Raw genomic sequence first — 26,468 nt, forward strand, 5'->3', positions numbered from 1 at the left:
GCGAAGCGTGGGGGACGCTGGCAGCAACAGGCCGGCCAGCCGTTTCATTCTATCGACGGGTTCGTGGGCGTCGGCGCCGCAGCAGGCGTCGGCGTGTTCACTGCCAGGCATACAGGCTCCCCCAACCCTGCACGGCGGCGGGCGATGCGCCGGCCGCACGCAACATGCCCCAGACCGTGGTGCTGACCGTGTCCAGCAGCGTCAGGCCCAGCTCGGCCTCCACCGCCGGCGCCAGCTGGGCCGCGTGCAGATTGGTGCAGTAGGTGGCAATGGCCTGCGGCCGGGCCTGGGCCACCTCGCGCATCAGGCCATGCAAGGTGTCGGGCGGCACCAGGGCGAAGTCGTGGTTGACGCAGATGCCCAGGTGGCGCTCTGCCACCACCTCGACGCCGATGTTGCGGTAGTTGTCGACAATTTTCTGCTGCACATCGCCGGTGTAAGGCGTCACCAGCGCGAGCTGCCGGATGTTGCGCAGGGCCAGCAACTCGTTCAAGGCCAGCACCGCCGTGGTTGCGCGGATGCCGGTGCGCTCCTCGATGCGTTCGCACAGCCGCAGGTCGGCGTCAAAACCCAGCCAGCCGGCGGCGGTGCCGCTCCAGCCGATGACGTCCACCTTCGCATCGGCCAGCAGCTCGGCGGCCGCCAGGATTTTGCTGTCATCAAACTGCCCCAGCGCCTGAGGCTGCAGGGAAATCTCGGTCACACGAAAGCGTGAAAAGTGAGCACTGCAGCCGGGCAGACCCGCCACGATGGCCGAGGTCAGCGGCTCCAGCGCGGTGTTGGACGAAGGGGTGAGCACCCCGAGACGCAGAGAGAGGGACATGGGTTCTCCTGAAAAAAAAGCACGGCCGTGACGACCCGGCACCACACACAGCACCGACCGTGCCAATGGATTGGATGATGCCCGAAGCACATATTGTCGACATAAGTGTAAACACTAGTGCCAACATAACAAAAAGCGCAGACCATACGCACCATGCCACATCAGCCCGGTCACACCGTCCGACTTGGCACACAAGTTGCACCACCCTCCGCAGGAAACTTGAAAATGATCGTCGAACATCTTGTCAACAACAATGTCAGCACTTGTTTGGTGCAAATGACGCCAACTGGTGCGGGAGTGCCCCATGTCTGAGCCGCTGGATCTGGTGGTGCGCAACGCCCGCGTGGCCACGGCGAGCGACGTGTTCGACGCCGACATCGGCATCCAGGGCGGTCGCATCGTGAGCCTGGGCCGGGGCCTGCCGGCCGGCCGGCGCGAGATCGACGCCGCCGGCCGGGTGGTCACCCCAGGCGGTGTGGACGCCCACTGCCACCTCGACCAACCCATGGCCCCGCCGGTGCGCATGGCCGACGATTTCGACACCGGCACCCGCAGCGCGGCCTGCGGGGGCACCACCACGGTGATTCCCTTTGCCGCGCAGGAAAAAGGCCAGTCGCTGCGCGCCGCCGTGGACGACTACCACCGCCGCGCCGAAGGCAAGGCCCACGTGGACTACGCCTTCCACCTGATCGTGAGCGACCCCACACCCCAGGTGCTGAACGAAGAGCTGCCGGCCCTGATCGCCGAGGGCTACACCTCGTTCAAGGTCTACATGACCTACGACGACCTGAAGCTGGACGACGGCCAGATCTTGGACGTGCTGGCGGTGGCGCGCCAGCACGGCGCCATGGCCATGATCCACGCCGAAAACGCCGATGCGATCGAGTGGCTGAGCAAACGCCTGGAAGCCGCCGGCCGCACCGCACCGCGTTTCCACGCCCACGCCCGGCCCATGCTGGTGGAGCGCGAGGCCACCCACCGCGCCATTTCGCTGGCGGAGTTGGTGGACGTGCCCATCCTCATCGTGCATGTATCGGGCCGCGAGGCGGTGGAGCAGATTCGCTGGGCGCGCGCGCACGGCCTCAAGGTGTTCGCCGAAACCTGCCCGCAGTACCTGTTCCTGACCGCCGCCGATCTCGGCATCGACGACAGTTACCAGGGTGCGCGTTGCGTTTGCAGCCCGCCGCCACGCGACGCCTCCAACCAGCGCGTGATCTGGGACGGCCTGAACGACGGCCTGTTCACGGTGTTCAGCTCCGACCATGCGCCCTTCAACTACGAAGGCGATGCAGGCAAGAAGCCGGGCGGTGAAGAAGTCACCTTTCGCCACATTCCCAACGGCATCCCCGGCATCGAAACCCGCCTGCCCCTGCTCTACAGCGCCGGCGTGCTGGGCGGCCGGCTGACGCTGGAGCGTTTTGTGGAGCTGACCGCCACCAACCCGGCCAAGGCCTACGGCCTGCACCCGCGCAAGGGCACGATCGCCATCGGCAGCGACGCCGACCTGGTGATCTGGGACGAGCGCGAGTTTGTGCTCAACAACAGCCACCTGCACCACGCCGTGGACCACACGCCCTACGCCGGCCAGACGCTGCGTGCCTGGCCCGCCGTCACCCTGATTGGCGGCGAAGTGGTGTGGGACGGCGCCTTCCACGCGCGCCCCGGGCGTGGCCGTTTCCTCACCTGTGGCGCACCATCGCTGGTGCCCCAACGCCGAGGAAACCCATCATGAAGCTGCTGCTCATCAACCCCAACATCTCCGACAGCGTGTCCGAGCTAATCCGTGCCGAAGCGGTGCGCAGCGCCTCGCCCGGCACCGAGATCGAGGTGCTGACCGCCCCCTTGGGCGTCGCCTACATCGAGACCCGCTTCGAGGCCATGATCGGTGCCTACGCCACCGCCCAGCTGGCCGCCGAACACCACGCGGCCCATGACGCCGTGGTGGTGGCCGCCTTCGGCGACCCAGGCCTGAACGCCCTGCGCGAGGTGCTGCCCTGCCCCGTGACCGGCCTGACCGAAGCTGCCCTGGCCAGTGCCTGTCTGCTGGGCCAGCGGTTTTCCATCGTCGCCATCTCGCAGCGCATCCGCGCCTGGTACCGCGAGACGGTCAGCGCCTACGGGCTGGACAGCCGCCTGGCCAGCATCCGCGGCCTGGACGAACCGCTGGCCGACATCGGAAACGTGCAAGGCAACCAGGGCGAACGCTTGGTGGCGCTGGCCGAACGTTGCGTGGACGAAGACGGTGCCGACGTCATCGTGCTGGCCGGGGCACCGCTGGCCGGGCTGGCGCGTTCGCTGCGTGGGCGCCTGCCGGTGCCGGCGGTGGACGGTGTTTCCAGCGCCGTGCGCCACGCCGAAACGCTGGTGGCCCTGCAGCCGGGCCGCGCCCAACGCGGCAGTTTTGCCCCACCTCCCCAGAAACCCAACGCGGGCCTGAGCCCCGCCGTGCAGGCGCTGCTGCGGCAGGCGCGCTGATCCCCATCCCCGCACCACCCGAACGGAGAACCTCCTCATGCAACGCCGTCATTTCCTCATGAACGCGGGCGCCGCCAGCCTGGCTGGCTTGGGTCTGCCCCACGTCATGGCACAGGCCCTGCCCAGTGGCCCCATCAAACTGGTGGTCGGCTTCCCGCCCGGAGGTGGGGCCGACGCGCTGGCGCGGGTGGTGGCCCAAAAGCTGGGCACACTGTGGGGCCAGCAGGTCATCGTGGACAACCGGCCGGGCGCGTCAAGCACGCTGGCCGCCGATTTTGTGGCCCAACAGCCGGGCGACGGCACGGTGCTGTTTTTGAGCACCATCAACAGCCACGCGCTGGCACCCGCCGTGATGCCCAAACTGCGCTACCACGCCGAGCGCGATTTTGCGCCCGTGGCCTTGCTGGGCCTCACGCCCAACCTGTTGATCACCAGCGCCAGCAGCCCCGTGAAAAGCGTGAAGGAGGTGGTTGCGTTGTGCAAGGCGCAACCTGGCAAAGTGAGCTTTGGCTCGGCCGGTCCGGGCACCATCCAGCACTTCGCGATCGAGAAGTTCAAGCTGCTGGCCGGGGTGGATGCGCTGCACGTGCCCTACAAAGGCAGCGGCCCGCTGTTGACCGACCTCATCGGCGGCCAGATCCAGTTCACCTTCGAGACCATGACGGCGGCCACGCCCCACCTCAAAAACGGGCGGGTGGTTGCGCTGGCGCAATCGCGCGCCAAACGCTCGCCCGCCTACCCCAACGTGCCCACCATGCAGGAGCAAGGTTTCCCCGAGTTCGAGACCATGAACTGGTACGGCATCTCCGGGCCGGCCAAGCTGCCGCCCGCGCTGGCGCGCCGCATCAACCAGGACGTCAACACCGTGCTCGCCATGGCCGACGTGCAGGAAAAATTCCAGGGTTTTGGCGTCGAAGACGGTGGCGGCTCGGTCGAGCGCTACGGCGACTTCGTGCGCACCGAACTCGCCAAGTGGGCCCGCGTGGCCCGCGACGCCAAAGTCACCATCGACAGCTGATTTCCCTCCCGCCTTCCCATCCACCCCCCCAAGGAAAGCCCCCATGAAACCCTTCACCCGCACCCTGGCCGCGATGGCCCTTGCCGTTGGCCTGGCCTCCGGCGCCCAGGCCCAGGACCGCCTGAGCTTCAAGGCCATTGGCCAACCGCTGGCCACCGGCCTGATCCAGAAGAACAAGGAGCAGCCCTTCTTCGAGCAGTTCGCTGCCAAGACCGGCCTGCCCATCGACGTCGACTACAAACCCATCGACACGCTGGGCATCAAGGACACCGAACAGCTGCGCGTGATGAAAGCGGGCCTGTTCGACTTTGTCTCGCTGCGTGTGTCGCAGAACTCCCGCGACGAACCCATGTTGCTCGGCCTGGACCTGGTGGGCGCCAGCCCCGACTACGCCACCGGCGCCAAGGTCTCCAAGGCCTGGTTCGACACCGTGGACCAGCGCCTGCAGCAGCAATTCCAGGTCAAGCTGCTGGCGGTGTGGCCGTTTGGCCCGCAGATCCTGTTCTGCAAAAAGCCCATCAGCAAGCTGGCCGACATCAAAGGCATGAAGGTGCGCGTGTACGACCAGAACCTGGCCAAGTTCATCGAGCTGGTGGGCGGCACGCCCGTGCCGGTGGCCTTTGCAGACACCCACCAGTCGCTGTCGCTGGGCGTGGTGGACTGCGCCGTCACCGGCCCCAGCTCGGCCAACTCGGCCGGCTGGCCCGAGGTCACCACCCACCAGTTGCCGCTGGGCTTCCAGATGGCCCTCAACGGCTACGCCATCACGCTCAAGGCCTGGAACCGCCTCAAGCCCGACCAGCAGGCCAAGATGAGCGCGGCCTTCGACACCCTGAGCAAGGACATTTGGGCCTATTCCGAAGAGCTGTTCCAGGACGCGCTCAACTGCAACGCCGGCAAGGACCCCTGCACCACCGGCAAGAAGTTCAAGCTGACCCAGGTCGCCGTGTCGCCGGCCGACCTGGAACTGGTGCGGGGCGCCGTGAGCAAAACCAGCCTGCCGGTGTGGGCCGAGGTCTGTGACAAGAGCAACCCCGGCTGCTCGCAGAAATGGACCGCCGCCGTGGGCCCGGTGCTGGGGCTGAAATGAGCACGGGCGCCGGCACCACCGCGTTCGGCGCCTCCACGATGAACCCGGTGGCTGCCACGGCGGCCACCTCATCCAAGAAGGCCTCGACGATGAAACAACGCATCGAAAACCTGCTGGCCACCGTCTTCGGTGCCATCTTCCTGCTGCTCTCGGCGGTGGTCACCGTCGAGACTTTGAGCCGCAAGCTATTCAACATCTCGCTGCAAGGTGCGGACGAGCTCGGCGGCTACGCACTCGCGGTGGGCTCCACCATCGCCTTCAGCCTGGCACTGATGGGACGCAACCACATCCGCGTGGATGTGTTCCACGAACGCTTCCCCAAGCGGATGCAGGCCGCGTTGAACTGGCTGGCCATCGTCTCGCTGGCCCTGTTCGGCGCCTTCATCGCCTGGATCGCCTTCAAGGTGATCGGCGATACCCTGCAGTACGGCAGCACGGCACAGACGCCCTGGGCAACGCCGCTGATCTGGCCGCAATCGGTCTGGTACGCCGGGCTGGTGGTGTTCGCTCTGGTGGCCGTGGGCTACGCGGTGCATGCCACCCGACTGCTGCTGGGCGGGCACCTCGACAGACTCAACCACGAGTTCCAACCCAAGAGCGCCAAGGACGAGCTCAAGGAAGAACTGGACGACCTGGCCCAGCGCCGAGCGGTCGAAACTCAAGGAGCACGGACATGAGCGTTGGAATTTTTGGCCTGGCCTTTCTGGCCATGCTGGGCCTCATGCTGGCCGGCATGCCCATTGCTGTCTCAATGGCCCTGGTGGGTGTCATCGGAGGCATCTCGGCCTATGGCGTGCCCTTCATGGACTCGATCGCACCGGTGGTTTGGGGCGTGCAGAACGAAAACCTGCTGACCTCCATCCCGCTGTTCGTGCTGCTGGGCGAGCTGCTGCTGCGTTCGGGCATCGCCGACCGCATGTACATCGCGCTATCGGCGTGGCTGGGCCGCATGCCCGGCGGCCTGCTGCACACCAACATCGGCGCGTGCGCGCTGTTCGCGGCCACCTCGGGCTCATCTGTGGCCACTGCCGCCACGGTGGGGACGGTGGCACTGCCGTCGCTGCAACGACGCGGCTACTCCATGCGCGCCTCGCTGGGTTCGCTGGCGGCCGGTGGCACCCTGGGCATCCTGATCCCGCCCAGCGTGAACATGATCGTCTACGGATCGCTGACCAACACCTCCATCGGCAAGCTGTTCATCGCCGGCATCATCCCCGGCCTGCTGCTGACCAGCTGCTTCATGCTGTGGATCTGGATCTCCAGCGTGCTCAGCGGTACCGTCAAACGCGAAGACAAGGTGCCTCTGGCGGAGCGCCTGCGCACGCTGCAGTTCCTGGTGCCACCGGTGGTGGTGTTCGGCATCGTCATGGGCAGCCTGTACTTCGGCATCGCCACCACCACCGAAAGTGCGGCGCTGGGCGTGGTGGCGGCACTCAGCTTTGTCGCGCAATCGGGCAAGCTCAACTGGGAGCTGCTGCGCAACTGCTTCGTCAGCACCGCACGCGTGAGCGGCATGATCCTGCTGATCATCGTCGCCGCCTTCATCCTCAACCTCACGGTGAGCCTGACCGGTGTGGCCGAGGCCATGACCAAGTGGGTGGCGGGCCTGGGCCTGACGGCCACCGGCTTCATCCTGGCACTGATCGTGTTCTACCTGATCCTGGGCATGTTCATGGACGTGTTGTCCATGCAGGTCGCCACCATCCCCATCACCTTCCCCATCGCCGTGGCGCTGGGGGTGGACCCGGTGTGGTTTGGCATCTTCATCGTCCTGATGTGCGAGCTGGGCCTGATTACGCCACCGGTGGGCATGAACCTGTTCGTGGTGCACGGCATCCGACCCGATAAGGGTGGTCTGCAAGACGTGATCTGGGGCGCCCTGCCCTATGCACTGATCATGATTGGCTTCACCCTGCTGCTGCTGATGGTGCCCGGGCTGGCCACCTGGTTGCCGGGCCACATGTGAGGACGGTGTGATGAGTGAACTCCTGTGGCAACTGCCCGCCACCGAACTGACCCGCCGCTACCGCGATCGCAGCCTGACGCCATTGGACGTGACCCGGGCCTGCCTGGACCGGTTGGAAGCAGTGAACCCCAGGCTCAATGCGGTGGTGTTGCGCCGCGACGCGCAAGCTCTGCTTGAAGCCGAGGCGGCCACGCGCCGCTTCGATGCCGGACACCCGCTGTCGGCGCTGGACGGCATACCGCTGACGGTGAAGGACAGCCTCTACACCGCCGACATGCCCACCAGTTGGGGCTGCCGCGCGCTGGCCCAGCGCGGCACTGGCGAAGACGAGCATGCCGTGGCCCGGGCTCGAACCGCCGGCGCGGTGATCCTGGGCAAGACGAACGTGCCCGAGTTCGCGCTGGAGGGCTACACCGACAACCCCGTCTACGGCCCGACCGGCAACCCCTGGAACACGGAGCTCACACCCGGCGGTTCCAGCGGCGGCGCGGTGGCGGCGGTGGCGGCGGGCATAGGTCCGCTGGCCATCGCACAAGACGGCGGCGGCTCCATCCGCCGCCCGGTGTCGCATACCGGGCTGGTGGGGCTCAAGCCCTCGCTGAGTTCGGTGCCGCGCCAGCACGTCTTGCCCACGCTGCTGCTGGACTTTGAAATCATCGGTCCCATCGCCCGCACCGTGGCCGACACACGCCTGCTGTTCGGCGTGATGCGCGGCCCGGCGGTGGTGGACCGGCTCTCGCTGGCCGCTGCGCACGCGGCCACGCTGCCACGCCGCAACGGCCCCTTGCGCGTGCTGTATGTGGAACGCCTGGGCGACGCCCCGCTGGACCCCCAGATCGCCGCCAGCGTGGGCGCGGGCGTGGCCCAGCTCGCTGCGCTGGGTCACCACGTCGAGACCGGTGCACTGCCGCTGGACCTGGACTTCTTTGCCACCGCCTGGCCCCGCATTGGCCAGATGGGCCTGGCCAGCATGTTCGACCAGCACCCGGAATGGGAGGCCCAGGCCTCGCAGAAGTACCGTGACATGGCGGCACTGGGCAGCGCCCTGCCGGCCTCGCAACTGTGGCAGACACTGGAGCACGTGTGGCAGTTGCGGCGCGAAAGCGCGGCGCTGTTCGAGCGTTTTGATGTGGTGGTGATGCCTTCGGCCGCCGCCCTGCCCTGGCCCAAACGCGAGGCCTTCCCGCCGCGCATCGATGGACAGGACGTGGGTCCGCGTGGCCACGCCGTCTACACCGGCTGGGTCAACGCCGCCGGCCTGCCCGCGCTGGCCGTGCCCACCGCACCCTCGTCCGAAGGCTTGCCCATCGGCATGCAGATGGTGGGCGCCTACGGCAGCGATGACCAACTGCTTGACCTTGGCGCGTCCTTTGAAGCCACCTCACCCTGGGCCCACCGCTGGCCCACATTGACATGAAACAACCCCCACGCTCATCGCTTCGCGTATCGCTGCCCCCCAAGGGGGTGCGTCAGTGCCTTCGGGCAGCCGGGCGACACTGACCATGACCGACGACCTCATCGCACAAACCCTGATCGAAGCCCGCCGCAGCGGCCAGGTGGCCGACGCCACCAGCGTCGCCATCGCGGACGCCGCCCAGGCCTACCGTGTGCAGGCCCTGGTGGCGCAGGCCATGGGCTGGGACAGCGGCCCGCCCGCCCGCCACTGGAAATCGGGCGGACCGGGCCGCGACGCCACCCTGACCCACGCCCCGCTGCCTGCGGCCGGCGTGTGGGCCAGCCCGGCCGACGCGCGCGCGTGGTCTTTCCATTGGCGTGGCATCGAGGCCGAGATTGCCCTGCGCCTGGGGCAAGACGTGGACGCGGCGCTGGCGCAAAGCCTGACACCCGAGGCTGCTCCCGCGCTTGTCGATGCCATGGCGGTGAGCATCGAACTGGTCGATTCACGCTGGGCCCAGGCGCTGCAGGCCCCGGCCCTGCACAAGCTGGCCGACCTGCAATCACACGGAGCCCTCGTGCTGGGTGCGTGGCAGCCCTTTCGGGCCGTGGACTGGATGAAACAGCGCTGCGAGCTGCAAATCGGCGCGCAGCGGCAGGTTTTCACCGGCACCCACTCACTGGGCGACCCCACATGGCTGCTGCCCCCCTGGCTTCAGCACGCCACGCGCGGCGGCGCAGTGCTGCCAGCCGGCACGGTGGTCACCACCGGCACCTGGTGTGGCCTGCCGCTGGCCCAGGCGGGCGATGCCGTGCGCGTGCGCTTTGAAGGCATTGGCGAGGCAACGGTGCAGCTCTGAGGGCGCTGAACCGCCTGCGCACGCTCACATCAGACCGCGCCCGCCCGCGCCAACATCACCTGCAGCAGCACATCGGCCCCGGCGGTGATATGGGCCGGCTGGGCATCCTCGATTTCGTTGTGGCTGATGCCGTCCTTGCAAGGGATGAAGATCATGCCGGTGGGCGCCAGCCGCGCGGCGTACACCGCGTCATGGCCCGCACCAGAGACGGCAGGCATGTGCGAGTAACCCAGCCGCTGCGCGGCCTCGCCAATGGCCGCCACACAGCCAGCATCGAACACCTGGGCCGGGTAGCTGGACACCGGTTGGATGGTGATGGGCAAGCCCGTCGATGCGCTCAGCCGCGAAGCAAACGCCTTGACCTCGTCGGCCTGCTGGTCCACCAGCGCATCGGTGGCGTTGCGCAGGTCGATGCTGAACGTGACCTGCCCGGGGATGACGTTGCGGCTGTTGGGAAACACGCGCACCATGCCCACGGTGCCGCGCCCGTGTGGGCCGTGGCGCAGGGCTGAAGCCACCACCTCCTGCATGAGTTGCGCGGCCACCTGCATGGCGTCCTTGCGCAAAGCCATGGGCGTGGGGCCGGCGTGCGCCTCCATGCCGGTCACGGTGCAATCGAACCAGCGGATGCCCAGCACGCCTCCCACCACGCCGATGGTCACACCGGCGTCTTCCAGCACCGGCCCCTGTTCGATGTGGGCCTCGAAGTAGGCGCCGATCGGGTGTTGCCCCGGCACCTCGTCGCCGATGTAGCCGATGCGGGCCAACTCCTCACGCACCGTCTTGCCCTCGCTGTCGGTGGCGGCGTAGGCATGTTCCAGACTGAACGCGCCCGCGAACACGCCCGAGCCCATCATCACCGGCACAAAACGCGAGCCTTCCTCGTTGGTCCAGAAGACCACCTCGATGGGCGCTTCGGTTTCGATGCCGTGGTCGTTGAGGGTGCGCACCACCTCCAGCCCGGCCAACACGCCGTAGTTGCCGTCGAACTTGCCGCCGGTGGGCTGGGTGTCGATATGGCTGCCGGTCATGACAGGCGGCAAGGCGATGTTGCGCCCGGGGCGGCGCATGAACACGTTGCCAATCTGGTCCACGGTGACGGACATGCCGGCGGCGCGCGCCCAGCCCACCACCAGGTCGCGGCCCTGGCGGTCGAGGTCGGTGAGCGCGAGGCGGCACACGCCGCCCTTGTCGGTGCCGCCGATGCGGGCCAAGTCCATCAGCGATTGCCACAGGCGTTCGCCGTTGACGCGCAGGGCATGGGTATCGGAAACGGTGGCGGTGGTGTGTGACATGGCTGAACCTTCAACTGAACAGGCGCGCTGGCATGGAGAATGCAAGCCATGACAGCGCAGGAATAAAACGATGTTGCCGCTTGACCCTCAAACCCTGACACCCGAGGCCTTTGCGCCCTACGGCTTTGTGATCTCGGGCGCGCACGGCGCCCGCCGCCCCATCAACCACGGCAGCAGCCAGCGGGTGGACGTGCCCGGCACGCTGGACTTGCGAGCCCAGGATGGGAACCCGGTGCTCGCGGTGTTCCGCGCACGGGCGCAGGCACCTCAGGGCCCGTGGCACGAGCTGGAGCGCCACCGCCTGGGCTCGCAAAGCTTCGTGCCCCTGCAGGGCGCGCGGTGCATCGTGCTGGTGGCTGTGGGTGAGCATGCGCCCGACCCGGCCTCGCTGGCCGCCTTTGTGGTGGCCGGCCACCAAGGTTTCACCTTGAACGCCGGCACCTGGCACCACCCGCTGATCGCGCTGGACGACGGCGACTTTGTGGTGCTCGAACGCCAAGGCGACGCGGTGGACTGCGAGGTGCAACATCTGGCGGATCCGGTGACGCTGCGCTGCGACGGACTCACGCTGCGGTGATGCGCTCGGCCAGGCGCACCAGGCTGCGATCGCTGCCGGCGGGCCCCAACAAGGAGAGGCCCAGCGGCGCACCGCTGCGGCCGGCCAGCGGCAGCGACAGCTGCGGAAAACCCGACAAGCCAGTCACACACAACAGGCGGATGGCGCGGTTGCGGTAGTCCTCCAACGCGGCTTCGGGCTCGTTCACCAAGGGCGCGATGTCGGGCATGGTGGGCAACACCAGCACGCCGTCGCGGCCCAGCAGCTGCGCCAAGTGGGCGCGGAAGCGGTCGCGGAAGGCGCGGGCCTGCGCCACTTGCTGGTCGCTCACCTCACGCGCCCAGGCAAAACGTTGCGACACGCCCAGCCCCAGCGGGGGCGCGAAGCGGCGGATGAAAGCACCGTCCACCTTCCACGACTCGAAGCCCTGGATGTAGCGGAAGCTCCAGTACATGGCGTCCAGGTCATCCAGCACCACCTTGGCCGCACGCGCCTTGCCCAAAGCCGCGTCCACCTGCGCACGTGCGGGCTTGTAGGCTTTGAGCGCTGCAGGCGTGGGCAAGGCCCACAGGTCGGCGGGGGCCAGCAGCCGCACCACATCCGGCAGGGGCGTGGCGTCTTCGCCCAGCAGCACATCGGCCACGCGTGCGAAGGTGGGCACGTCGCGGGTGAACCAGCCGCAGGTGTCCTGGCTGGGCGCCAAGTCGAGCGCCCCCTCCAGGCTCACACGGCCATGGGTGGGGCGCAGGCCCACCAAGCCACAATGGCTGGCCGGCGCGCGCACCGAGCCACCGGTGTCGGTGCCCAGCGCAAAGTCGCACAACCCATTCGACACGGCCGAGGCCGACCCGCAGGACGACCCGCCGGCGATGCGGTCGGGCGCGGCGCCGTTGATGGGCGAGCCAAAGTGCGCGTTCTGGCCATTCATGGAGAAGGCCAGTTCGTCGGTGAGTGTCTTGCCGGCAAAACGCGCGCCTGCATCGAGCAGGCGTTGCACCGTGGGCGCTGTGCGCGTCTGGGTACCGGAGAGCGCCAACAGCAAGGGTTGCCCACCGCTGGTGGGGTAACCCGCTACGTGGAAAAGGTCCTTGACGCCAAAGCTCAGCCCCGCCAAAGGCCCAGTGCCGGCGTGGGGCACCGGTGCCTTGGGGTAAGGCATGAAGGCGTGGGCGGGGTCGTGCAAGACGTCGGTGTGGGCTTCGAACATGGCGGGGGTGTCTTTCAAACCGGGGACGGGACCAGGGTGTCGGCCACGCGCAGGCAGCGCACGCTGTGGCCAGCTTCAAGCCAGGTGACGTCGGGGCGGCTGGCCTCGCAGGCGGGCTGCGCCATCTTGCAGCGCGCCGCGAAGGCGCAACCCGTGGGCAAGGCGGTGAGGTCGGGTGGCGAGCCTGAGATGGTTTCCAGGCGTGTGCCTTTGGCCAGGGCACCATCGGCGCGGCTCTTGAGCAACGCCAGCGTGTAGGGGTGGCGGGGCGCGCGCAGCAGGGTGGCGGCCGGGCCCTCTTCCACGATGCGCCCGGCGTACATCACGGCAATGCGGTCGGCCACCTCCACGGCGGCACCGATGTCGTGGGTGACGAAGATGACCGACAGGCCCAGCTCGCGCTGCAGCTCGCGCAACAACAGCAGGATCTGGATTTGCACGGTGGCGTCGAGCGCGGTGGTGGGCTCGTCGGCCAACAACAGCTGGGGCCGGTTGGCCAGGGCCAGCGCGATCATGGCGCGCTGGCGCATGCCGCCCGACATCTCATGTGGGTAGGCTTGCAAGCGCCGCTCCGGGCTGGGAATGCGCACGCGCTCAAACAGTTGCAGCGCACGCTGGTGCGCTTCGGCCGCGCTCACGTTGCCGTGCCGGCGGATGGACTCCACGATCTGCGCGCCCACCGAATACACCGGGTCGAGTGCGAGCAAGGGCTCCTGAAAAATCATGGAGGCGACCTTGCCCCGGTAGTTGACCAGCTCACGGGTGCCGAGCTGGAGCACGTCCTGCTCGCCCACGCGCATCTCGCCTTCGATGCGGGTGCGTGCGGCCGGGTGCAGGCGCAGCAGGCTGCGCAGCGTGACGCTTTTGCCCGAGCCGGACTCGCCGATCAGCGCCACCACTTCGCCGCGCTTGACCTTCAGGTCCACACCGTTGACAGCCTCGACCGGCTTCTTGCCGCCGGTGAAGGTGATGCGCAGGTTGCGCACGTCCACAAAAGGGCGTTCCTGGGGCGTGTTCATGCGGCCTCCTTCAGCGCTTCGCCAACGGGTGCGGCGGTGTGGCCGCTGCCCGCCACGTGTTTCCAGCACGACACGATCTGGCCGTGGGCGGCTGGGGCCAGGCTGGGCATGCGCTGTGAGCACATCGGTTCGGCGCTGGCACAGCGGGTGTGGAAGCGGCAGCCCGAGGGCGGGTTGATGGGGTTGGGCGGGTCACCGGCCAGCGGCGGGGTTTCGGTGCGGTGGTCCGGGTCCATGGACGGGATGGACGACAACAGCGCCTGCGTGTAGGGGTGGGCCGGGTGGTCGAACAGGGTTTCGCTGTCGCCAATCTCGGCCACCTGGCCCAGGTACATCACCATCACGCGGTCGCTCATGTAGCGCACCACGTTGAGGTCGTGGCTGATGAAAACGTAGGTCAGGCCAAACTCGTCCTTGAGGTCGAGCAGCAGGTTGAGCACCTGGGCTTCCACCGACTTGTCGAGCGCGGACACCGCTTCGTCCAGGATGATGAGGCGCGACTGCAAGGCCAGCGCGCGGGCGATGTTGACGCGCTGGCGCTGGCCGCCGGACAACTCGTGGGGATAACGCTCGGCAAAGCGGTGTGGCTCCAGGCCCACGCGGGCCAGCAGGTCGCGCGCTCGCTCCACCGCCTCGCGGCGCGACACCCCGTGCACCTGCGGGGCAAAGGCGATGGAGTCTTCCATGGTCAGGCGTGGGTTGAGCGAGGCGTAGCTGTCTTGGAACACCATCTGCGTCTGGCGCCGGAACTGCTTGAGCGGCAGGGCCGCGCCACCCACGGTCTGGCCATCGAACACGATCTCGCCCCGGTCGGGCGCGATGAGTTGCATGAGCAGGCGTGCGGTGGTGGACTTGCCACAACCCGACTCGCCCACCACACCCAGGGTCTCGCCCTTGAGCACATCGAAGTCAATCCCATCCACGGCGCGCACCACACCGCCGCCGCGGCCCAGCACGTCCTTTTTGAGCGGGAAATGTTTGGTCAGCCCGCGCACGCTGAGCAAGGGCTGTTTGGGCCCGCCCACATCCACGTTGGTCAAAGGCATGGTGGTGGCCCTCACTGTTTGATTTCCATGGCCGCACGCAAACCGTCGGCCAGGAGGTTGAAGGTGATCGAGGTGATGAAGATCATCGCGCCCGGCAGCGCCGCGATCCAGGGCTGAACGTAAATAGCGGTGCGCAGCGTGTTGAGCATCAGCCCCCATTCGGGCTCGGGCGGCTTGACGCCCAGGCCCAGAAAGCTCAGGCCCGAGGCCAGGATCATGCTGACCGCAATCAGGCTGGTGGCGTACACGAAGATGGGCCCCAGCACGTTGCCCAGCACGTGCACCCGCACGATGGTGAAGGCGTTGGCGCCCGAGGCGCGCGCAGCGTCCACGAAATCGCGCCCACGGATTTGTGTGGTCACACTTTCGGCCACCCGCGCAATCGGCGGGATGAACACGATGGTCAACGAGATCAGCGAGTTGGTGATGCCCGCGCCCAGCGCGCCCGACAGCGCAATGGCCAGCAGCACCGAGGGAAAGGCGTAGAACACGTCGATGGTGCGCATCATGACGCTGTTGAGGCGGCCACCCGCGTAGCCGGCGGTGATGCCGATGAGCGAGCCCAGCACAAAGGCGCAGATGACGGGTGTGATGCCCATGAACAGCGACAGGCGCGCGCCCACCATCAGGCGCGAGAGCATGTCGCGCCCGAGTTCGTCGGTGCCCAGCGGATGGCCTTCAAAGCCAATGGGCTTGAGGCGCTTGAGCATGGACGAGGCGTAGGGGTCGCTGGGCGTGAGCAGCGAGCCGAACACCGCCAGCAACAGCAGCAACAACACGACCACGGCAGCGCCCACGGCCACCTTGTCTTTGAGGAAACGCCGGCCCACGGTCTGCCAGTAGCCGGGCGAACGCTCGAACGTGACGGCCGGCACCTTGCTGGCATCGACGGCAATTTGCATCATGTCTGTCTTTCCAGATGAGGGATCAGGCGCGAGCGATGCGCGGGTCGAGCAGGGTCTGGATCACGTCCACCACCAGGTTGAGCACCACGAAGAACATGGCCAGTACCAGGATGGTTCCCTGCAGCAGCGGCAGGTCGCGCTGGAAGATGGCGGCGTTGAGCAGGAAACCGGTGCCCGGCCAGGAGAACACGGTCTCGATCAGGATGGAGCCGCCCAGCAGGTAGCCCAGCTGCAGGCCCATCACCGCGAGCGCGGTGGGTGCGGCGTTCTTCACCACATGTTTGAACACGCCCAGGTCGGTGAGCCCCTTGGCGCGCAGGCCCACGATGAACTCTTGTGCCAGGATGTCGGCCACCAGGGCCCGCACGGTGCGCGCGATGATGCCCATAGGGATCACGCTCATGGTCACCGCCGGCAGGATCATGTGTTTGAAATGTTCCCAGTCCCACACCCAGTCGCCCGAGCCACCGGGGCCAGCACCGCCCGGGGGCAACCACATGAGGATGGACGAGAACACGATGACCAGCACCATGCCCAGCCAGTAGTGCGGCACGCTCACGCCGAGCACCGAGGTGAGGGACGCGGCTTTGTCGAGCCAGGAGTTCTGAAAATAGCCGGCCACAAAACCGAACAGACACCCCATCACAAAACCGATGAGTGTGGCCAGCACCGCCAGGCGCAGCGTGTTGCCCACGGCGCGCAGCACCTCCTCCGCCACCGCACGGCCGGACGCGATGGAGGTGCCCAGGTCCCCCTGCAAGGCACGCCACACCCAGCTTGCAAACTGCTCGGGGTAGGAGCGGTTGAAACCGTAGAGCTCGATGAGCTGCTCCTGCAGCTCCTGCGACGCATCGGGCGGCAGGATGGACACCAGTGGATCGCCAGGCGAGAGGTGCACCAGGGCAAAACACACCAAGGCCACACCCAGCATGATGGGCAGGGTGTAGACCAGACGGCGCAACAGAAATCCAATCATGGACCGGCTCCAGATTCAGACAAAAAAACCAGGCCGGCGGCGCCCCGTTGCCGAGGCACCGCACACAAGCCAGTTCGAGGCCAGGGTCAGTCGACGGAGACCGGCGCGAGGTCGATGAACCAGCTGCGCGGCTGCACCACGCCCTTGACCTTGGCGCTCATGGCGCGCGGCCCCACGTCGTGCGCGATCCACACAAACGGCGCCTCTTCCACGATGCGGGCGTGCAGCTTGGCCAGCGCCTCATCACGCGCCTTGTCGTCGAAGTTGTTGCGCGCGTCGGCGATCAGCTTGTCGAACTCGGCGTTGCCGAAATGGCCCCAGTTGTTGGACACCGGCGGGAAGGTCTTGGTGCTGGTGAAGCGCACCAGCCCAAAGAAGGGGTCCATGGCCGCGTAGCTCACGTTGATGGCGTGCGCACCGTTGGCGGTCGGGTCCTTGGCGCCACGGCGCCAGTTGGTGAACAGGGTGTTCCACTCGATGACGTCGAACTCGACATCGAAGAAACACTGCTTGAGCGACTGCTGCACAAACTCGTTCATGGGCAACGGCTGCATCTGGCCCGAGCCGGACGCCGAGATCTGCACCTTGACCTTGAGCGGCTTGGCCGCGCTGTGGCCGGCCTGCGTCATGAGGGCCTGCGCGGCCTTCACGTCGTATTTGATGTCGAACTTGGGGTTGCCCCACCACGGGTGGCCCGGCGGCACGGTGCCCTTGGGCACGGCCATCATGCCGCCCAACATGGTTTTCATGCCCTCGCGGTCCACACACAGGTTGGCGGCGTGGCGCACACGTTTGTCCAGCCAGGGCGAGCCCTCGGCAAACGACAGCTGCCAGGGCCACACGTGTGGCTGCGCGTTGCTGTAGATCTTGAAGCCGCGGCTGGTGATCTGCGGCATGGCATCGGGCGCGGGCGCCTCGATCCAGTCCACCTGGCCCGACAGCAGTGCGGCCGTGCGGGCATTGGCCTCAGGCATGGGCACCAGCACCACGCGGTCGAGCTTGGTGGTGCGTTTGGGGTCCCAGTAGGTTTTGTTGGCCACCAGCTCCAGGCGCTCGCGCGGCACAAAACGCGCCATCTTGAACGGGCCGGTGCCGGACGCATCGGCGGCAAAGGCGGTCCAGGCGTTCTTGGCCTTGTCGGCCGGGGTGGCGCCGGCTGCGGCCTCGAACTTCTTCTGCCAGTGTGCCGGCGAGGCCATGAACAGGTTGGTCAGATTCAGCGGCAGGAAGGCATCGGGCTCGCTCGTGGTCAGCTCCACCGTGAGGTTGTCGATCTTGCGGGCGGTGCGCAGCGTGGGCATGCGCGAGGCGGTCACACCCACCTGGCTGGCGTCGAAATGCACCGCGTCTTTGTCCAACACCTTTTGCACGTTCCACACCACGGCATCCGCGTTGAAGTCGGACCCGTCATGGAACTTGACCCCCGGGCGCAGCTTGAACACCCACTTGGTCTTGTCCTTGGCGTCCACCGCCCACGAGGTGGCCAGGCCCTGGATCAGCACGCTGGGCGCATCGGCCTTGGACAGGTCGAAGTGGGTCAACGCATCAAACATGGGGATACCGGTGAAACGGTTGCCCTCGAAACCCTGGTCAGGCTGACCCAGGGTGCGCGGGATGTCGGCCGCCGTCATGGCGATGCGCAGCACCTTTTCCTGCGCCAGAGCGCCTTGGGCGGTGGCCAGCGACAACACGCCAGCGGCCAGCGCGAGCTGCAAGGCCTTGGGGGCAAAACGGGGCAACGGGGACAACTTGCTCATGAACAGACTCCATTGAAGTGGAAAGGGCAGAACGCTTGCATGTGTGCAGGCAACGGGTCACGGAACACACTCGGCACCAACCCGTAAGCAGACAGCGTGCCAACTTTCAACGGGTCTATTTATTGCATTTATACATATAAATAGGATTAAACTTTTCAGTGCAAACCCTAGCTTGGTGCAGGCGCCACGCCGTTGCGGTGCGGAGCGCACCAAGGCGGTGAAGCGCTGACAATGGCGGCACAGGAACCAAGAAAGTCGAGGCGTACATGGCAAGGACCATGCCCGAACAGCGGGGCATCAAACAACTCAAGCGGTCCGATCTGGTGGCCGAGGAAATCAAACGCCTGATCACCGAGCGCAACCTCAACCCGGGCGACAAGCTGCCGCGCGAAATCGAGTTGCAGCAGCAGTTCGAGGTGAGCAAGGGCACCATCCGCGAGGCGCTGAAATCGCTGGAGGTGCAAGGGCTGGTGAAGATTTCCACCGGCCCCAGTGGCGGCGGCACCATCGCCGAGGTGCCACTCAACCGCACCCTGCAGTTCATGCAGAACTACCTGTTCTTCCAGGACGTGACCATCGACCACATCTACACCGTGCGCCAGATGCTGGAGCCGGAGCTGGCCGCCAGCGCCGTGCCCCACCTGACCGAAGAACACTTCCACGCGCTGGAGCACAGCATCAGCTGCTGCGACCCCACACAAAGCGCGGAAGACCTGCTCAGCCAGCGGCGCGAGGACGTGCATTTCCACGACATCCTGGCCGCCGCCAGCCCCAACCCCTTTCTGCGCTTCACCTGCGAGATCATCAACGAGATGATTCGCGAGCTGATCGTCTACGGCAACCGCACGCCCTTGTCGGAGCACCGGCGCTTTGGCGAAGTCAACGCCGACTTCCACCGCGACATCCTGAACGCGGCCCGCGCACGCGACGCCGACGAGGTGCGCCGCCTGATGAGCGAGCACATGCGCGATGCGGCGGCCAGCGTCAAGCGCATGAAAGGCCGCATCCAGGGCCGACTGATCCTGGACACCGAGGGCACCCGCCGGCCCGCCGCCGCCAAAACGAGCGCTGGCACGGCACGTGCAACCCCGGCTGCCGCCACCACCACCCGCAAAAAAGCCCCCACATGAAACTGCTGCTGATCAACCCCAACACCACACAAGCGATGACCGACGCCATCGCGGTGGCCGCACGGGCGGTGGCCACGCCCGGTACCGAAATCGTGGCGGTGCAGCCCAGCTTTGGTCCGGTGTCCATCGAGTCGCATTACGACGAGGCCTTTGCCGCGGCCGGCGTGGCGGAACAGGTGCGGCTGGCGGCAGCGTGGCGGCCCGACGCGGTCGTGATCGCCTGTTTTGGCGATCCTGGCCTGGAAGCCGCACGCGAAGCCACGGAAGCGCCCGTGTTGGGCATCGCGGAAGCGGCCTTTCACGCGGCCGGCATGTTGGCCACCGGCTTTTCGGTGGTCACCACCCTGACGCGCACCTGCATCATGGCCGAGCGCCTGTTGCAGCGTTACGGCGCCGACCAGCACTGCCGGGGCGTGCACGGCACCGACATCCCGGTGCTGGACCTGGAGGGCTGTGGCGTTGAGACGCTGCAGCAGATCGAAGAAGCCGCGCGCGACGCCCTTGCGCGCGACCGCAGCGGCGCCATCGTGCTGGGCTGCGCCGGCATGGCGCCGCTGTGCGCCACCTTGAGCCACCGCCTGGGCGTGCCGGTGATCGACGGGGTGGCGGTGGCGGTGAAATTTGCCGAGGCGCTGGTGGGCCTGGGCCTGCGCACCAGCAAACACGGCGACTACGCACCACCGCTGCCCAAGCCTTTTGTGGGCTGGGCCAGCGGCCTGCGCTGGTGAAGCAAGGGCTTCAACGGTGGGCTTGCAACAAGGCCTGTCGAAAGGTGTCGGCCACCCGCAAAGGCGCAGGCGCCCGCCGGCAGATGCTGGCAAAGCTGCAGCGGTAAAACAAGGTGCGTGGTGCCACCGCGCGCATGCGGCCGGCGGCCACAAAGGCCTGCGCGTAATGGTCGGGCAAGAAGCCCACGTAAGCACCTGACAACACCAACGTGGCCACGGCCTCCTGGTCGCTGGCGGTGGCGGCGCGCTCCAGCCGGCGCTCGTGCGTGAGCGCCATGTTGGGCGAGTGGTAACCCAGCGCGGCAAGGTCCTGGCGGCGCAGATCGGCCCAGCCGTGGCGGCCAGTGGCGTCACCAAACCACGGGTGCCCTTGGCCGGCGTACAGGTACATGGTCTCGTCAAACAACGGGTCGTAGCTCAGGCTGTCCGAGCGTCGGTGTTCGGGGATGATGCCCAGGTGGTACTGGCCGTCGATGACTCCGCGCTCGATCATGGCGATGGTGCCCACGTGCATGTGCAGCGTGACCTGCGGCGCCTGCTGGCGAAACGCCGCCACCGCCTGCGCGATGTGGGCCTGCGGGTTGCTGACGGTTTTTTCGAACACCGCCACGTGCAGGTCACCGCCCAGCCGCCGGTGCACGTCGTGCAGGCTGCTGCGGAAAGCGTCTGTCGCGGCCAACAACTGCTCGGTGGCGGCGTAGATCTGCTCGCCCTCGGGCGTGAGCGCAAACCCGGCGCGGCCACGCCGACACAAGACCAGGCCCAGGCGCGTTTCCAGGTCCTTCACATGTCGGCTGATGGTCGACATGGCCAGGTTCAGCTCCAGCTCGGCCGACGCCATGCCGCCGCAGTCCACCACGGCCTTGAAGACGCGCAGCAAGCGCAGGTCGGCATCGCTGAGTTGCCCCAACTTGTGCGCGTTGGGCGCCACGGTTTTCACTTGCATAAAACTTCAACCAAGCTGAGATAAGTTGTCATTTTCAAGACTAACACGGGTGCCCAGAATCGCACCATCCCCCAACCGGAGCCTTCCATGGACATGACCGACAGCCAGCGCCTGAACCCCGCCGTGCGCACCGATGCCGAGTGGCTCGCCACGCACTGGATGCCCTACACCGGCAACCGCCAGTTCAAGGCCGATCCGCGCCTCATCGTGGCCGCCCAAGGCGCCTACTTCACCAGCCACGACGGCCGCCAGATCTTCGACGGCCTGTCGGGCCTGTGGTGCAGTGGCCTGGGTCACGGCCGCAAAGAAATCACCGAAGCGGTGAGCCGGCAGGTGGCCACGCTGGACTATTGCCCCGCCTTCCAGTTCGGCCACCCGCTGTCCTTCGAGCTGGCCAACAAAATTGTGGAGCGCATGCCGGCTGGCCTCAACCGCGTGTTCTTCACCGGCTCGGGTTCGGAGTCGGCCGACACCTCGCTCAAGATGGCCCGCGCCTACTGGCGCGCCAAGGGTCAGGCCAGCAAAACCCGCCTGATCGGCCGCGTCAAGGGCTACCACGGCGTCAACTTCGGCGGCATCTCGGTGGGTGGCATCGTGGCCAACCGCAAGTTGTTTGGCCAAGGCGTGGAGGCCGACCACCTGCCCCACACCCAGCCCGCCAACGGCAGCTTTTACAAGGGCATGCCGCCCACCGGCCAAGAACTGGCCGACCACCTGCTGGACCTGATCGCCCTGCACGACGCCTCCAACATCGCGGCCGTCATCGTCGAGCCCTTCTCGGGTTCGGCCGGTGTGGTCATCCCACCCGTGGGCTACCTGCAGCGCCTGCGCGAGATTTGCACCGCGAACAACATCCTGCTGATTTTTGACGAGGTCATCAGCGGCTTCGGGCGCTCGGGCGCCTGGACCGGCGCCGAGGCCTTTGGCGTCACGCCCGACCTGCTCAACTTCGCCAAACAGGTCACCAACGGCGCACAGCCGCTGGGCGGCGTGGTGGCCAAGCAGGAGGTCTACGACACCTTCATGGCGCAGGGTGGCCCGGACTACATGCTGGAGTTCCCGCACGGCTACACCTACTCCGCCCACCCGGTGGCGTGTGCGGCCGGCGTGGCGTCCATGGACCTGCTGGCCAGCGACAACGCGGTGCAGCGCGTGCGCGAACTCGCGCCCTATTTCGAGAACGCGGTGCACGGCCTGCGCGGCGCCCAACACGTGGCCGACATCCGCAACTACGGCCTGGCCGCCGGCATCACCATCAGCCCGCTGCCGGGCGAGCCGGCCAAGCGCCCCTATGAGATCGCCATGGCCATGTACGCCAAAGGTTTCTACGTGCGCTACGGCGGCGACACCATCCAACTGGCGCCCCCCTTCATCAGCACGCAGGCCGAGATCGACCGCCTGGTGAGCGCCTTGGGCGACACCTTGAACACCACCGCCTGACCCCCCTGAACATGAGCCACCCCATTCCCCATTTGATCAACGGCCGCCGCACCGATGGCGGCACCCGCACACAGCCCGTCTACAACCCCGCCACCGGCGCCGTCAGCGGCCAGGTGCAGTTGGCCGACGCGCTCACCGTCGATGCGGCCATCGCCTCGGCACAGGCGGCCTTCCCGGCCTGGCGCAACACGCCACCGCTCAAGCGTGCACGCGTGATGAGCCAGTTCAAGGTGCTGCTGGAGCAACACGCCGAAGCCATCTGCGCGCTCATCACCGCCGAACACGGCAAGGTGCTGGCCGACAGCTTGGGCGAACTGCAGCGTGGCATCGAAAACGTGGAGTACGCCAGCTACGTGACCGAACTGCTCAAGGGCGAACACAGCCGCAACGTCGGCCCTGGCATCGACTCGTGGAGCGAACACCAGGCCCTGGGCGTCACCGCCGGCATCACGCCCTTCAACTTCCCGGCCATGGTGCCGCTGTGGATGTGGCCCATGGCCGTGGCCTGTGGCAACACCTTTGTGCTCAAGCCCAGCGAGCGCGACCCCAGCAGCGCGCTCTACATCGCCGAACTGGCGCTGCAGGCCGGCCTGCCGCCGGGCGTGCTCAACGTGGTGAACGGCGACAAGGAAGCGGTGGATGTGCTGCTGACCGACCCGCGCGTGAAGGCCGTGAGTTTTGTCGGCAGCACACCGATTGCCGAGTACATCTACGCCACCGGTTGCCAACACGGCAAACGTGTGCAGGCCCTGGGTGGCGCCAAAAACCACGCGGTGGTGATGCCCGATGCCGACATCGGTAACGCGGTGAGCGCGCTGATGGGCGCTGCCTACGGCTCGTGTGGCGAACGTTGTATGGCCATCCCGCTGGTGGTGGCGGTGGGTGACACCACGGCCGACGCGGTGATCGCCGGCCTGAGCGCCGAGATCGCCAAGATGAAGGTGGGGCCCGGCACCGAAGCCAGCTGCGACATGGGCCCGCTGGTGACCCAAGCGCATTTTGAAAAGGTGCGCGGCTACGTGGACCAAGGCGTGAATGAGGGCGCCACGCTGGTGGTGGATGGCCGCAGCCTCAAGGTGCCCGGCCATGAAGCCGGTTACTTCCTCGGCCCCTGCCTGTTTGACCACGTCAAGCCCGGCATGCGCATATACCAGGAAGAAATTTTTGGCCCCGTGCTGGGCGTGGTGCGCGTGCAGACGCTGCAGGAAGCGATGGACCTGATCGACGCGCACGAGTACGGCAACGGCACCTGCATCTTCACCCGCGACGGCGAGGCCGCGCGTTTCTTCACCGACCACATCCAGGTGGGCATGGTGGGCGTCAACGTGCCGCTGCCGGTGCCCGTGGCCTACCACTCGTTTGGCGGCTGGAAACGCAGCCTGTTTGGCGACCTGCACGCCTACGGCCCCGACGCCGTGCGCTTCTACACCAAGCGCAAAACCATCACGCAGCGTTGGCCCTCGGCCGGTGTGCGCGAAGGTGCGGTGTTCAGCTTCCCGTCAAGCCGCTGAGGCCGTCACCGCCGCAAGCCCAGGGCGGCGTGTTGGGGATTGAGCGCGGGCAAGGCGGAAGCGGTCAAAGTATTGAACAATGACCGCATGAGCCCAAGCACCCCCTACACCCCACCCCGCGTCTGGACGCCGCCTGCCGCCAGCGGCGGCCAGTTTGCCAACATCAACCGCCCCACCGCAGGCGCCACGTTTGAGAAAGACCTGCCGGTGGGCAAACACCCGCTGCAGCTCTACTCGCTGGGCACGCCCAACGGCGTGAAGGTGACGGTGATGCTGGAGGAATTGCTGGCGGCCGGCCACCAGGGCGCGGAGTACGACGCCTGGCTGATCCGCATCCGCGATGGCGAACAGTTTGGCAGCGGCTTTGTGGCCGCCAACCCCAACTCCAAGATCCCGGCGCTGGTGGACCGCAGCGGCCCCACACCCCAGCGGGTGTTCGAGTCGGGTGCCATCCTGATGTACCTGGCCGAGAAGTTCGGGGCCTTCATCCCGTCCGACGGCCCGGCGCGCGCAGCCTGCCTGTCGTGGCTGTTCTGGCAGATGGGCAGTGCGCCCTTCCTGGGCGGTGGCTTTGGCCACTTCTACGCCTACGCACCGACCAAAATCGAATACGCCATCGACCGCTACGCCATGGAGGTCAAGCGCCAGATGGACGTGCTCGACCGCCACCTGACCGAACACCGCTACCTGGCCGGTGACGACTACAGCATCGCCGACATGGCGACCTGGCCCTGGTACGGCCTGCTGGCCAAAGGCCAGCTGTACGAAGCGGGCGAGTTTTTGCAGGTGCACGAACACACCCATGTGCTGCGCTGGGCCAACGAGATCGCACAACGTCCCGCCGCCAAGCGCGGTCGCATGGTCAACCGCGTGACCGGACCGTTGAACACGCAGCTGCACGAGCGCCACGATGCCAGCGACTTCGACACCCGCACCCAAGACAAACTGCAGGCGCCCACATGATCACCTTCTACGACTGCGCCACCGCCCCCAGCCCGCGCCGCACGCGCCTCCTGCTGGCCGAAAAAAAGGTGCCACACGACACGGTGATGATCGACCTGCGGCAAGGCGAGCAAATGAGCGAGGCCTACCGCGCCATCAACCCGCAGTGCACCGTGCCCGCGCTGCGCACCGACGAAGGTGTGGTGCTGACCGACAACGCGGGCATTGCCGCTTACCTGGAAGCGCGTTTCCCCGAGCCCCCGCTGATGGGCACCACGCCGCTGGAAAAGGCCGAGATCGCCAGTTGGCACTGGCGGGCCGAATTTGAAGGGCTGATGGCCATTGCCGAGGCCTTGCGCAACAGCTCGCCCGCCATGGCCGGCCGTGCCCTGCCCGGGCCGGTGAACTACCCCCAGATTCCCGAGTTGGCGCAGCGTGGCCTGGCCCGCGTGGCCCAGTTTCTGGTGGTGCTCAACGACCGCCTGGCCCAGCGCGAGTACGTGGCCACCGAGCGCTTCAGCATCGCCGACATCACCGCCGCGGTGGCGGTGGACTTCGCGCGCGTGGTGAAGATCAAACCCGACGAACGCCACCCACACGTGCAACGCTGGCGCGCCCTGCTGGCGCAGCGCCCAGCCTTCGCCGCCTGAACCCATGAGCCGGCTGCAAAGCGAAATCGAACGCCTGTACGGCACGCCGCCCGGTGAAGGCGACACCGCCGTGCGCGCGGTGGTGCTGGAACTGGCCCGCCCCGCTGACTGGCCGCGCCTGGCGCAGGTGTGGCAGGGCGTCCAGGCCGACCTGGGCTGGCCCGCACCGGCCATCGCGGTCAACGGGGTGGACGGCTACCAGCTGTGGTTCTCGCTGGCCCAGCCGCTGCCGCCGGCCGAGGCGCACAGCCTGCTGGGCCGCCTGTGCCAACGTTACCTGGGCGACATCGCCCCCGAGCGCCTGCGGCGGATCGCCGGCCACCCGCCCCCCACGCCCCGGCAGGTGGCGGCCGATGCGTGGTCGGCCTTCGTGACCTCCGATCTCGCGGCGGTGTTCGCCGACACGCCCTGGCTGGACCTGCCGCCCGGTGAAGACGCGCAGGCGGAGCTGCTGGGGCGGCTCTCGCCCATCCCTGCCCAAGACCTGCGCGCTTTGAGGGCAGAGCCCGTGGTACACGCAGCAACTGTGGCTGCCACCGCCCCGGCACCGCGCGCCTCGGACGATGAAGTGCGCCAGTTCCTGCTCGGCGTGATGCGCGATCCGGCCGTTGCGCTGGCACTGCGCATCGACGCGGCCAAGGCCTTGTTGCGCTAGGGCCTGTTCACACTATTTTTCCGAGATGCGTTGCGAGTCAAAAAGGCCATGCGCAAGGCGCGAAACGCCGCCGGGGTA

The 26,468-nt window shown here is 67.2% G+C and carries 25 protein-coding genes; 16 read left to right on the forward strand and 9 right to left on the reverse strand.

From position 1 onward, the window contains the following. Positions 1-97: 97 nt before the first annotated feature. Positions 98-823, reverse strand: coding sequence for a maleate cis-trans isomerase family protein (locus ACFQU0_RS10825; protein ID WP_382200612.1), 726 nt, complete (start codon positions 821-823; stop codon positions 98-100). Between the two features lie 304 nt (positions 824-1,127). Here ACFQU0_RS10825 and hydA point away from each other — a divergent pair, with 304 nt between their 5' ends. From hydA to ACFQU0_RS10865, 8 genes are all read left to right on the forward strand, one after another. Further along, entirely contained in the window at positions 1,128-2,555 is a 1,428-nt protein-coding gene (gene hydA / locus ACFQU0_RS10830; RefSeq protein WP_382200614.1) for a dihydropyrimidinase, read from the forward strand. Then, positions 2,552-3,298: an aspartate/glutamate racemase family protein gene (locus ACFQU0_RS10835; RefSeq protein WP_382200616.1), complete on the forward strand. Its 747-nt coding sequence runs from the start codon at positions 2,552-2,554 to the stop codon at positions 3,296-3,298. The genes hydA and ACFQU0_RS10835 overlap by 4 nt, the downstream gene beginning before the upstream one ends. A gap of 37 nt (positions 3,299-3,335) precedes the next feature. Next, on the forward strand, positions 3,336-4,316 hold the full coding sequence (locus tag ACFQU0_RS10840; protein ID WP_382200618.1) for a Bug family tripartite tricarboxylate transporter substrate binding protein: 981 nt from the start codon (positions 3,336-3,338) through the stop codon (positions 4,314-4,316). 43 nt (positions 4,317-4,359) lie between these two features. Next, the gene (locus ACFQU0_RS10845) at positions 4,360-5,406 is read left to right on the forward strand and encodes a TRAP transporter substrate-binding protein (protein ID WP_382200620.1); all 1,047 of its coding nucleotides are present in this window, start codon (positions 4,360-4,362) and stop codon (positions 5,404-5,406) included. Continuing rightward, positions 5,403-6,083, forward strand: a complete 681-nt coding sequence (locus ACFQU0_RS10850; protein WP_382200622.1) for a TRAP transporter small permease subunit — start codon at positions 5,403-5,405, stop codon at positions 6,081-6,083. Before ACFQU0_RS10845 ends, ACFQU0_RS10850 begins: the two co-directional genes overlap by 4 nt. Beyond that, positions 6,080-7,372 (forward strand): TRAP transporter large permease, encoded by a 1,293-nt coding sequence (locus tag ACFQU0_RS10855; protein ID WP_382200624.1) that lies wholly within the window; start codon positions 6,080-6,082, stop codon positions 7,370-7,372. Before ACFQU0_RS10850 ends, ACFQU0_RS10855 begins: the two co-directional genes overlap by 4 nt. A 10-nt stretch (positions 7,373-7,382) precedes the next feature. Continuing rightward, positions 7,383-8,789 carry an amidase gene (locus ACFQU0_RS10860; RefSeq protein WP_382200626.1) on the forward strand — a complete coding sequence of 469 codons (1,407 nt, stop codon included), beginning with the start codon at positions 7,383-7,385 and terminating at the stop codon, positions 8,787-8,789. An 85-nt stretch (positions 8,790-8,874) separates the two neighbouring features. Next, positions 8,875-9,627: a fumarylacetoacetate hydrolase family protein gene (locus ACFQU0_RS10865; protein WP_382200628.1), complete on the forward strand. Its 753-nt coding sequence runs from the start codon at positions 8,875-8,877 to the stop codon at positions 9,625-9,627. A gap of 29 nt (positions 9,628-9,656) precedes the next feature. On the opposite strand, the gene ACFQU0_RS10870 is transcribed toward ACFQU0_RS10865, so the two are convergent. Further along, the gene (locus ACFQU0_RS10870) at positions 9,657-10,922 is read right to left on the reverse strand and encodes a Zn-dependent hydrolase (RefSeq protein WP_382200630.1); all 1,266 of its coding nucleotides are present in this window, start codon (positions 10,920-10,922) and stop codon (positions 9,657-9,659) included. Positions 10,923-10,992: 70 nt separating this feature from the next. On the opposite strand from ACFQU0_RS10870, the gene ACFQU0_RS10875 reads away from it, so the two are divergent. Further along, a complete protein-coding gene (locus tag ACFQU0_RS10875; RefSeq protein ID WP_382200632.1) occupies positions 10,993-11,499 on the forward strand; it encodes an ureidoglycolate lyase in 507 nt (168 codons plus the stop codon). Here ACFQU0_RS10875 and ACFQU0_RS10880 read toward each other — a convergent pair. From ACFQU0_RS10880 to ACFQU0_RS10905, 6 genes are all read right to left on the reverse strand, one after another. Further along, the gene (locus tag ACFQU0_RS10880; RefSeq protein WP_382200634.1) at positions 11,486-12,685 is read right to left on the reverse strand and encodes an amidase; all 1,200 of its coding nucleotides are present in this window, start codon (positions 12,683-12,685) and stop codon (positions 11,486-11,488) included. The genes ACFQU0_RS10875 and ACFQU0_RS10880 overlap by 14 nt on opposite strands. A 14-nt stretch (positions 12,686-12,699) precedes the next feature. Further along, a complete protein-coding gene (locus tag ACFQU0_RS10885; protein WP_382200635.1) occupies positions 12,700-13,704 on the reverse strand; it encodes an ABC transporter ATP-binding protein in 1,005 nt (334 codons plus the stop codon). Continuing rightward, positions 13,701-14,750, reverse strand: a complete 1,050-nt coding sequence (locus ACFQU0_RS10890) for an ABC transporter ATP-binding protein (protein WP_382200637.1) — start codon at positions 14,748-14,750, stop codon at positions 13,701-13,703. Before ACFQU0_RS10890 ends, ACFQU0_RS10885 begins: the two co-directional genes overlap by 4 nt. Positions 14,751-14,761: 11 nt before the next feature. After that, positions 14,762-15,652, reverse strand: a complete 891-nt coding sequence (locus ACFQU0_RS10895; RefSeq protein WP_382200779.1) for an ABC transporter permease — start codon at positions 15,650-15,652, stop codon at positions 14,762-14,764. A 25-nt stretch (positions 15,653-15,677) separates the two neighbouring features. After that, the gene (locus ACFQU0_RS10900; RefSeq protein WP_382200638.1) at positions 15,678-16,631 is read right to left on the reverse strand and encodes an ABC transporter permease; all 954 of its coding nucleotides are present in this window, start codon (positions 16,629-16,631) and stop codon (positions 15,678-15,680) included. A gap of 86 nt (positions 16,632-16,717) precedes the next feature. Beyond that, positions 16,718-18,388 (reverse strand): ABC transporter substrate-binding protein, encoded by a 1,671-nt coding sequence (locus ACFQU0_RS10905; protein WP_382200640.1) that lies wholly within the window; start codon positions 18,386-18,388, stop codon positions 16,718-16,720. A 278-nt stretch (positions 18,389-18,666) separates the two neighbouring features. On the opposite strand from ACFQU0_RS10905, the gene ACFQU0_RS10910 reads away from it, so the two are divergent. Next, the gene (locus ACFQU0_RS10910) at positions 18,667-19,518 is read left to right on the forward strand and encodes a FadR/GntR family transcriptional regulator (protein ID WP_382200642.1); all 852 of its coding nucleotides are present in this window, start codon (positions 18,667-18,669) and stop codon (positions 19,516-19,518) included. Beyond that, the gene (locus tag ACFQU0_RS10915) at positions 19,515-20,246 is read left to right on the forward strand and encodes an aspartate/glutamate racemase family protein (RefSeq protein WP_382200644.1); all 732 of its coding nucleotides are present in this window, start codon (positions 19,515-19,517) and stop codon (positions 20,244-20,246) included. The genes ACFQU0_RS10910 and ACFQU0_RS10915 overlap by 4 nt, the downstream gene beginning before the upstream one ends. Before the next feature lie 10 nt (positions 20,247-20,256). Here the strand turns inward: ACFQU0_RS10915 and ACFQU0_RS10920 are convergent, their stop codons facing one another. Further along, entirely contained in the window at positions 20,257-21,192 is a 936-nt protein-coding gene (locus ACFQU0_RS10920) for a LysR family transcriptional regulator (RefSeq protein ID WP_382200646.1), read from the reverse strand. Between the two features lie 87 nt (positions 21,193-21,279). Here ACFQU0_RS10920 and aptA point away from each other — a divergent pair, with 87 nt between their 5' ends. From aptA to ACFQU0_RS10945, 5 genes are all read left to right on the forward strand, one after another. Then, positions 21,280-22,632 carry an omega-aminotransferase AptA gene (aptA, locus tag ACFQU0_RS10925; RefSeq protein ID WP_382200648.1) on the forward strand — a complete coding sequence of 451 codons (1,353 nt, stop codon included), beginning with the start codon at positions 21,280-21,282 and terminating at the stop codon, positions 22,630-22,632. An 11-nt stretch (positions 22,633-22,643) separates the two neighbouring features. Continuing rightward, positions 22,644-24,143 (forward strand): CoA-acylating methylmalonate-semialdehyde dehydrogenase, encoded by a 1,500-nt coding sequence (locus tag ACFQU0_RS10930; protein ID WP_382200650.1) that lies wholly within the window; start codon positions 22,644-22,646, stop codon positions 24,141-24,143. A gap of 87 nt (positions 24,144-24,230) precedes the next feature. Continuing rightward, positions 24,231-25,106 carry a glutathione-dependent disulfide-bond oxidoreductase gene (gene yghU / locus ACFQU0_RS10935; RefSeq protein ID WP_382200652.1) on the forward strand — a complete coding sequence of 292 codons (876 nt, stop codon included), beginning with the start codon at positions 24,231-24,233 and terminating at the stop codon, positions 25,104-25,106. Continuing rightward, the gene (locus ACFQU0_RS10940; RefSeq protein ID WP_382200654.1) at positions 25,103-25,735 is read left to right on the forward strand and encodes a glutathione S-transferase family protein; all 633 of its coding nucleotides are present in this window, start codon (positions 25,103-25,105) and stop codon (positions 25,733-25,735) included. The genes yghU and ACFQU0_RS10940 overlap by 4 nt, the downstream gene beginning before the upstream one ends. 4 nt (positions 25,736-25,739) lie before the next feature. Beyond that, a complete protein-coding gene (locus ACFQU0_RS10945; RefSeq protein WP_382200656.1) occupies positions 25,740-26,390 on the forward strand; it encodes a hypothetical protein in 651 nt (216 codons plus the stop codon). The last annotated feature ends 78 nt before the right edge of the window (positions 26,391-26,468 follow it).

The organism is Hydrogenophaga defluvii (assembly GCF_042665235.1).
GTDB lineage: Bacteria > Pseudomonadota > Gammaproteobacteria > Burkholderiales > Burkholderiaceae_C > Hydrogenophaga > Hydrogenophaga defluvii_A.

What these genes read in the sequence shown, in the direction of transcription:
- ACFQU0_RS10905 (WP_382200640.1), bottom strand. Translation starts at nt 18,388, where the DNA reads ATGAGCAAGTTGTCCCCGTTGCCCCGTTTTGCCCCCAAGGCCTTGCAG.
- ACFQU0_RS10855 (WP_382200624.1), top strand. Translation starts at nt 6,080, where the DNA reads ATGAGCGTTGGAATTTTTGGCCTGGCCTTTCTGGCCATGCTGGGCCTC.
- ACFQU0_RS10840 (WP_382200618.1), top strand. Translation starts at nt 3,336, where the DNA reads ATGCAACGCCGTCATTTCCTCATGAACGCGGGCGCCGCCAGCCTGGCT.
- ACFQU0_RS10910 (WP_382200642.1), top strand. Translation starts at nt 18,667, where the DNA reads ATGCCCGAACAGCGGGGCATCAAACAACTCAAGCGGTCCGATCTGGTG.
- ACFQU0_RS10945 (WP_382200656.1), top strand. Translation starts at nt 25,740, where the DNA reads ATGAGCCGGCTGCAAAGCGAAATCGAACGCCTGTACGGCACGCCGCCC.
- ACFQU0_RS10915 (WP_382200644.1), top strand. Translation starts at nt 19,515, where the DNA reads ATGAAACTGCTGCTGATCAACCCCAACACCACACAAGCGATGACCGAC.
- ACFQU0_RS10845 (WP_382200620.1), top strand. Translation starts at nt 4,360, where the DNA reads ATGAAACCCTTCACCCGCACCCTGGCCGCGATGGCCCTTGCCGTTGGC.
- ACFQU0_RS10920 (WP_382200646.1), bottom strand. Translation starts at nt 21,192, where the DNA reads ATGCAAGTGAAAACCGTGGCGCCCAACGCGCACAAGTTGGGGCAACTC.
- ACFQU0_RS10880 (WP_382200634.1), bottom strand. Translation starts at nt 12,685, where the DNA reads ATGTTCGAAGCCCACACCGACGTCTTGCACGACCCCGCCCACGCCTTC.
- ACFQU0_RS10940 (WP_382200654.1), top strand. Translation starts at nt 25,103, where the DNA reads ATGATCACCTTCTACGACTGCGCCACCGCCCCCAGCCCGCGCCGCACG.
- ACFQU0_RS10860 (WP_382200626.1), top strand. Translation starts at nt 7,383, where the DNA reads ATGAGTGAACTCCTGTGGCAACTGCCCGCCACCGAACTGACCCGCCGC.
- ACFQU0_RS10885 (WP_382200635.1), bottom strand. Translation starts at nt 13,704, where the DNA reads ATGAACACGCCCCAGGAACGCCCTTTTGTGGACGTGCGCAACCTGCGC.
- aptA (WP_382200648.1), top strand. Translation starts at nt 21,280, where the DNA reads ATGGACATGACCGACAGCCAGCGCCTGAACCCCGCCGTGCGCACCGAT.
- ACFQU0_RS10890 (WP_382200637.1), bottom strand. Translation starts at nt 14,750, where the DNA reads ATGCCTTTGACCAACGTGGATGTGGGCGGGCCCAAACAGCCCTTGCTC.
- ACFQU0_RS10875 (WP_382200632.1), top strand. Translation starts at nt 10,993, where the DNA reads ATGTTGCCGCTTGACCCTCAAACCCTGACACCCGAGGCCTTTGCGCCC.
- ACFQU0_RS10930 (WP_382200650.1), top strand. Translation starts at nt 22,644, where the DNA reads ATGAGCCACCCCATTCCCCATTTGATCAACGGCCGCCGCACCGATGGC.
- ACFQU0_RS10825 (WP_382200612.1), bottom strand. Translation starts at nt 823, where the DNA reads ATGTCCCTCTCTCTGCGTCTCGGGGTGCTCACCCCTTCGTCCAACACC.
- ACFQU0_RS10895 (WP_382200779.1), bottom strand. Translation starts at nt 15,652, where the DNA reads ATGCAAATTGCCGTCGATGCCAGCAAGGTGCCGGCCGTCACGTTCGAG.
- ACFQU0_RS10850 (WP_382200622.1), top strand. Translation starts at nt 5,403, where the DNA reads ATGAGCACGGGCGCCGGCACCACCGCGTTCGGCGCCTCCACGATGAAC.
- yghU (WP_382200652.1), top strand. Translation starts at nt 24,231, where the DNA reads ATGAGCCCAAGCACCCCCTACACCCCACCCCGCGTCTGGACGCCGCCT.
- hydA (WP_382200614.1), top strand. Translation starts at nt 1,128, where the DNA reads ATGTCTGAGCCGCTGGATCTGGTGGTGCGCAACGCCCGCGTGGCCACG.
- ACFQU0_RS10870 (WP_382200630.1), bottom strand. Translation starts at nt 10,922, where the DNA reads ATGTCACACACCACCGCCACCGTTTCCGATACCCATGCCCTGCGCGTC.
- ACFQU0_RS10865 (WP_382200628.1), top strand. Translation starts at nt 8,875, where the DNA reads ATGACCGACGACCTCATCGCACAAACCCTGATCGAAGCCCGCCGCAGC.
- ACFQU0_RS10835 (WP_382200616.1), top strand. Translation starts at nt 2,552, where the DNA reads ATGAAGCTGCTGCTCATCAACCCCAACATCTCCGACAGCGTGTCCGAG.
- ACFQU0_RS10900 (WP_382200638.1), bottom strand. Translation starts at nt 16,631, where the DNA reads ATGATTGGATTTCTGTTGCGCCGTCTGGTCTACACCCTGCCCATCATG.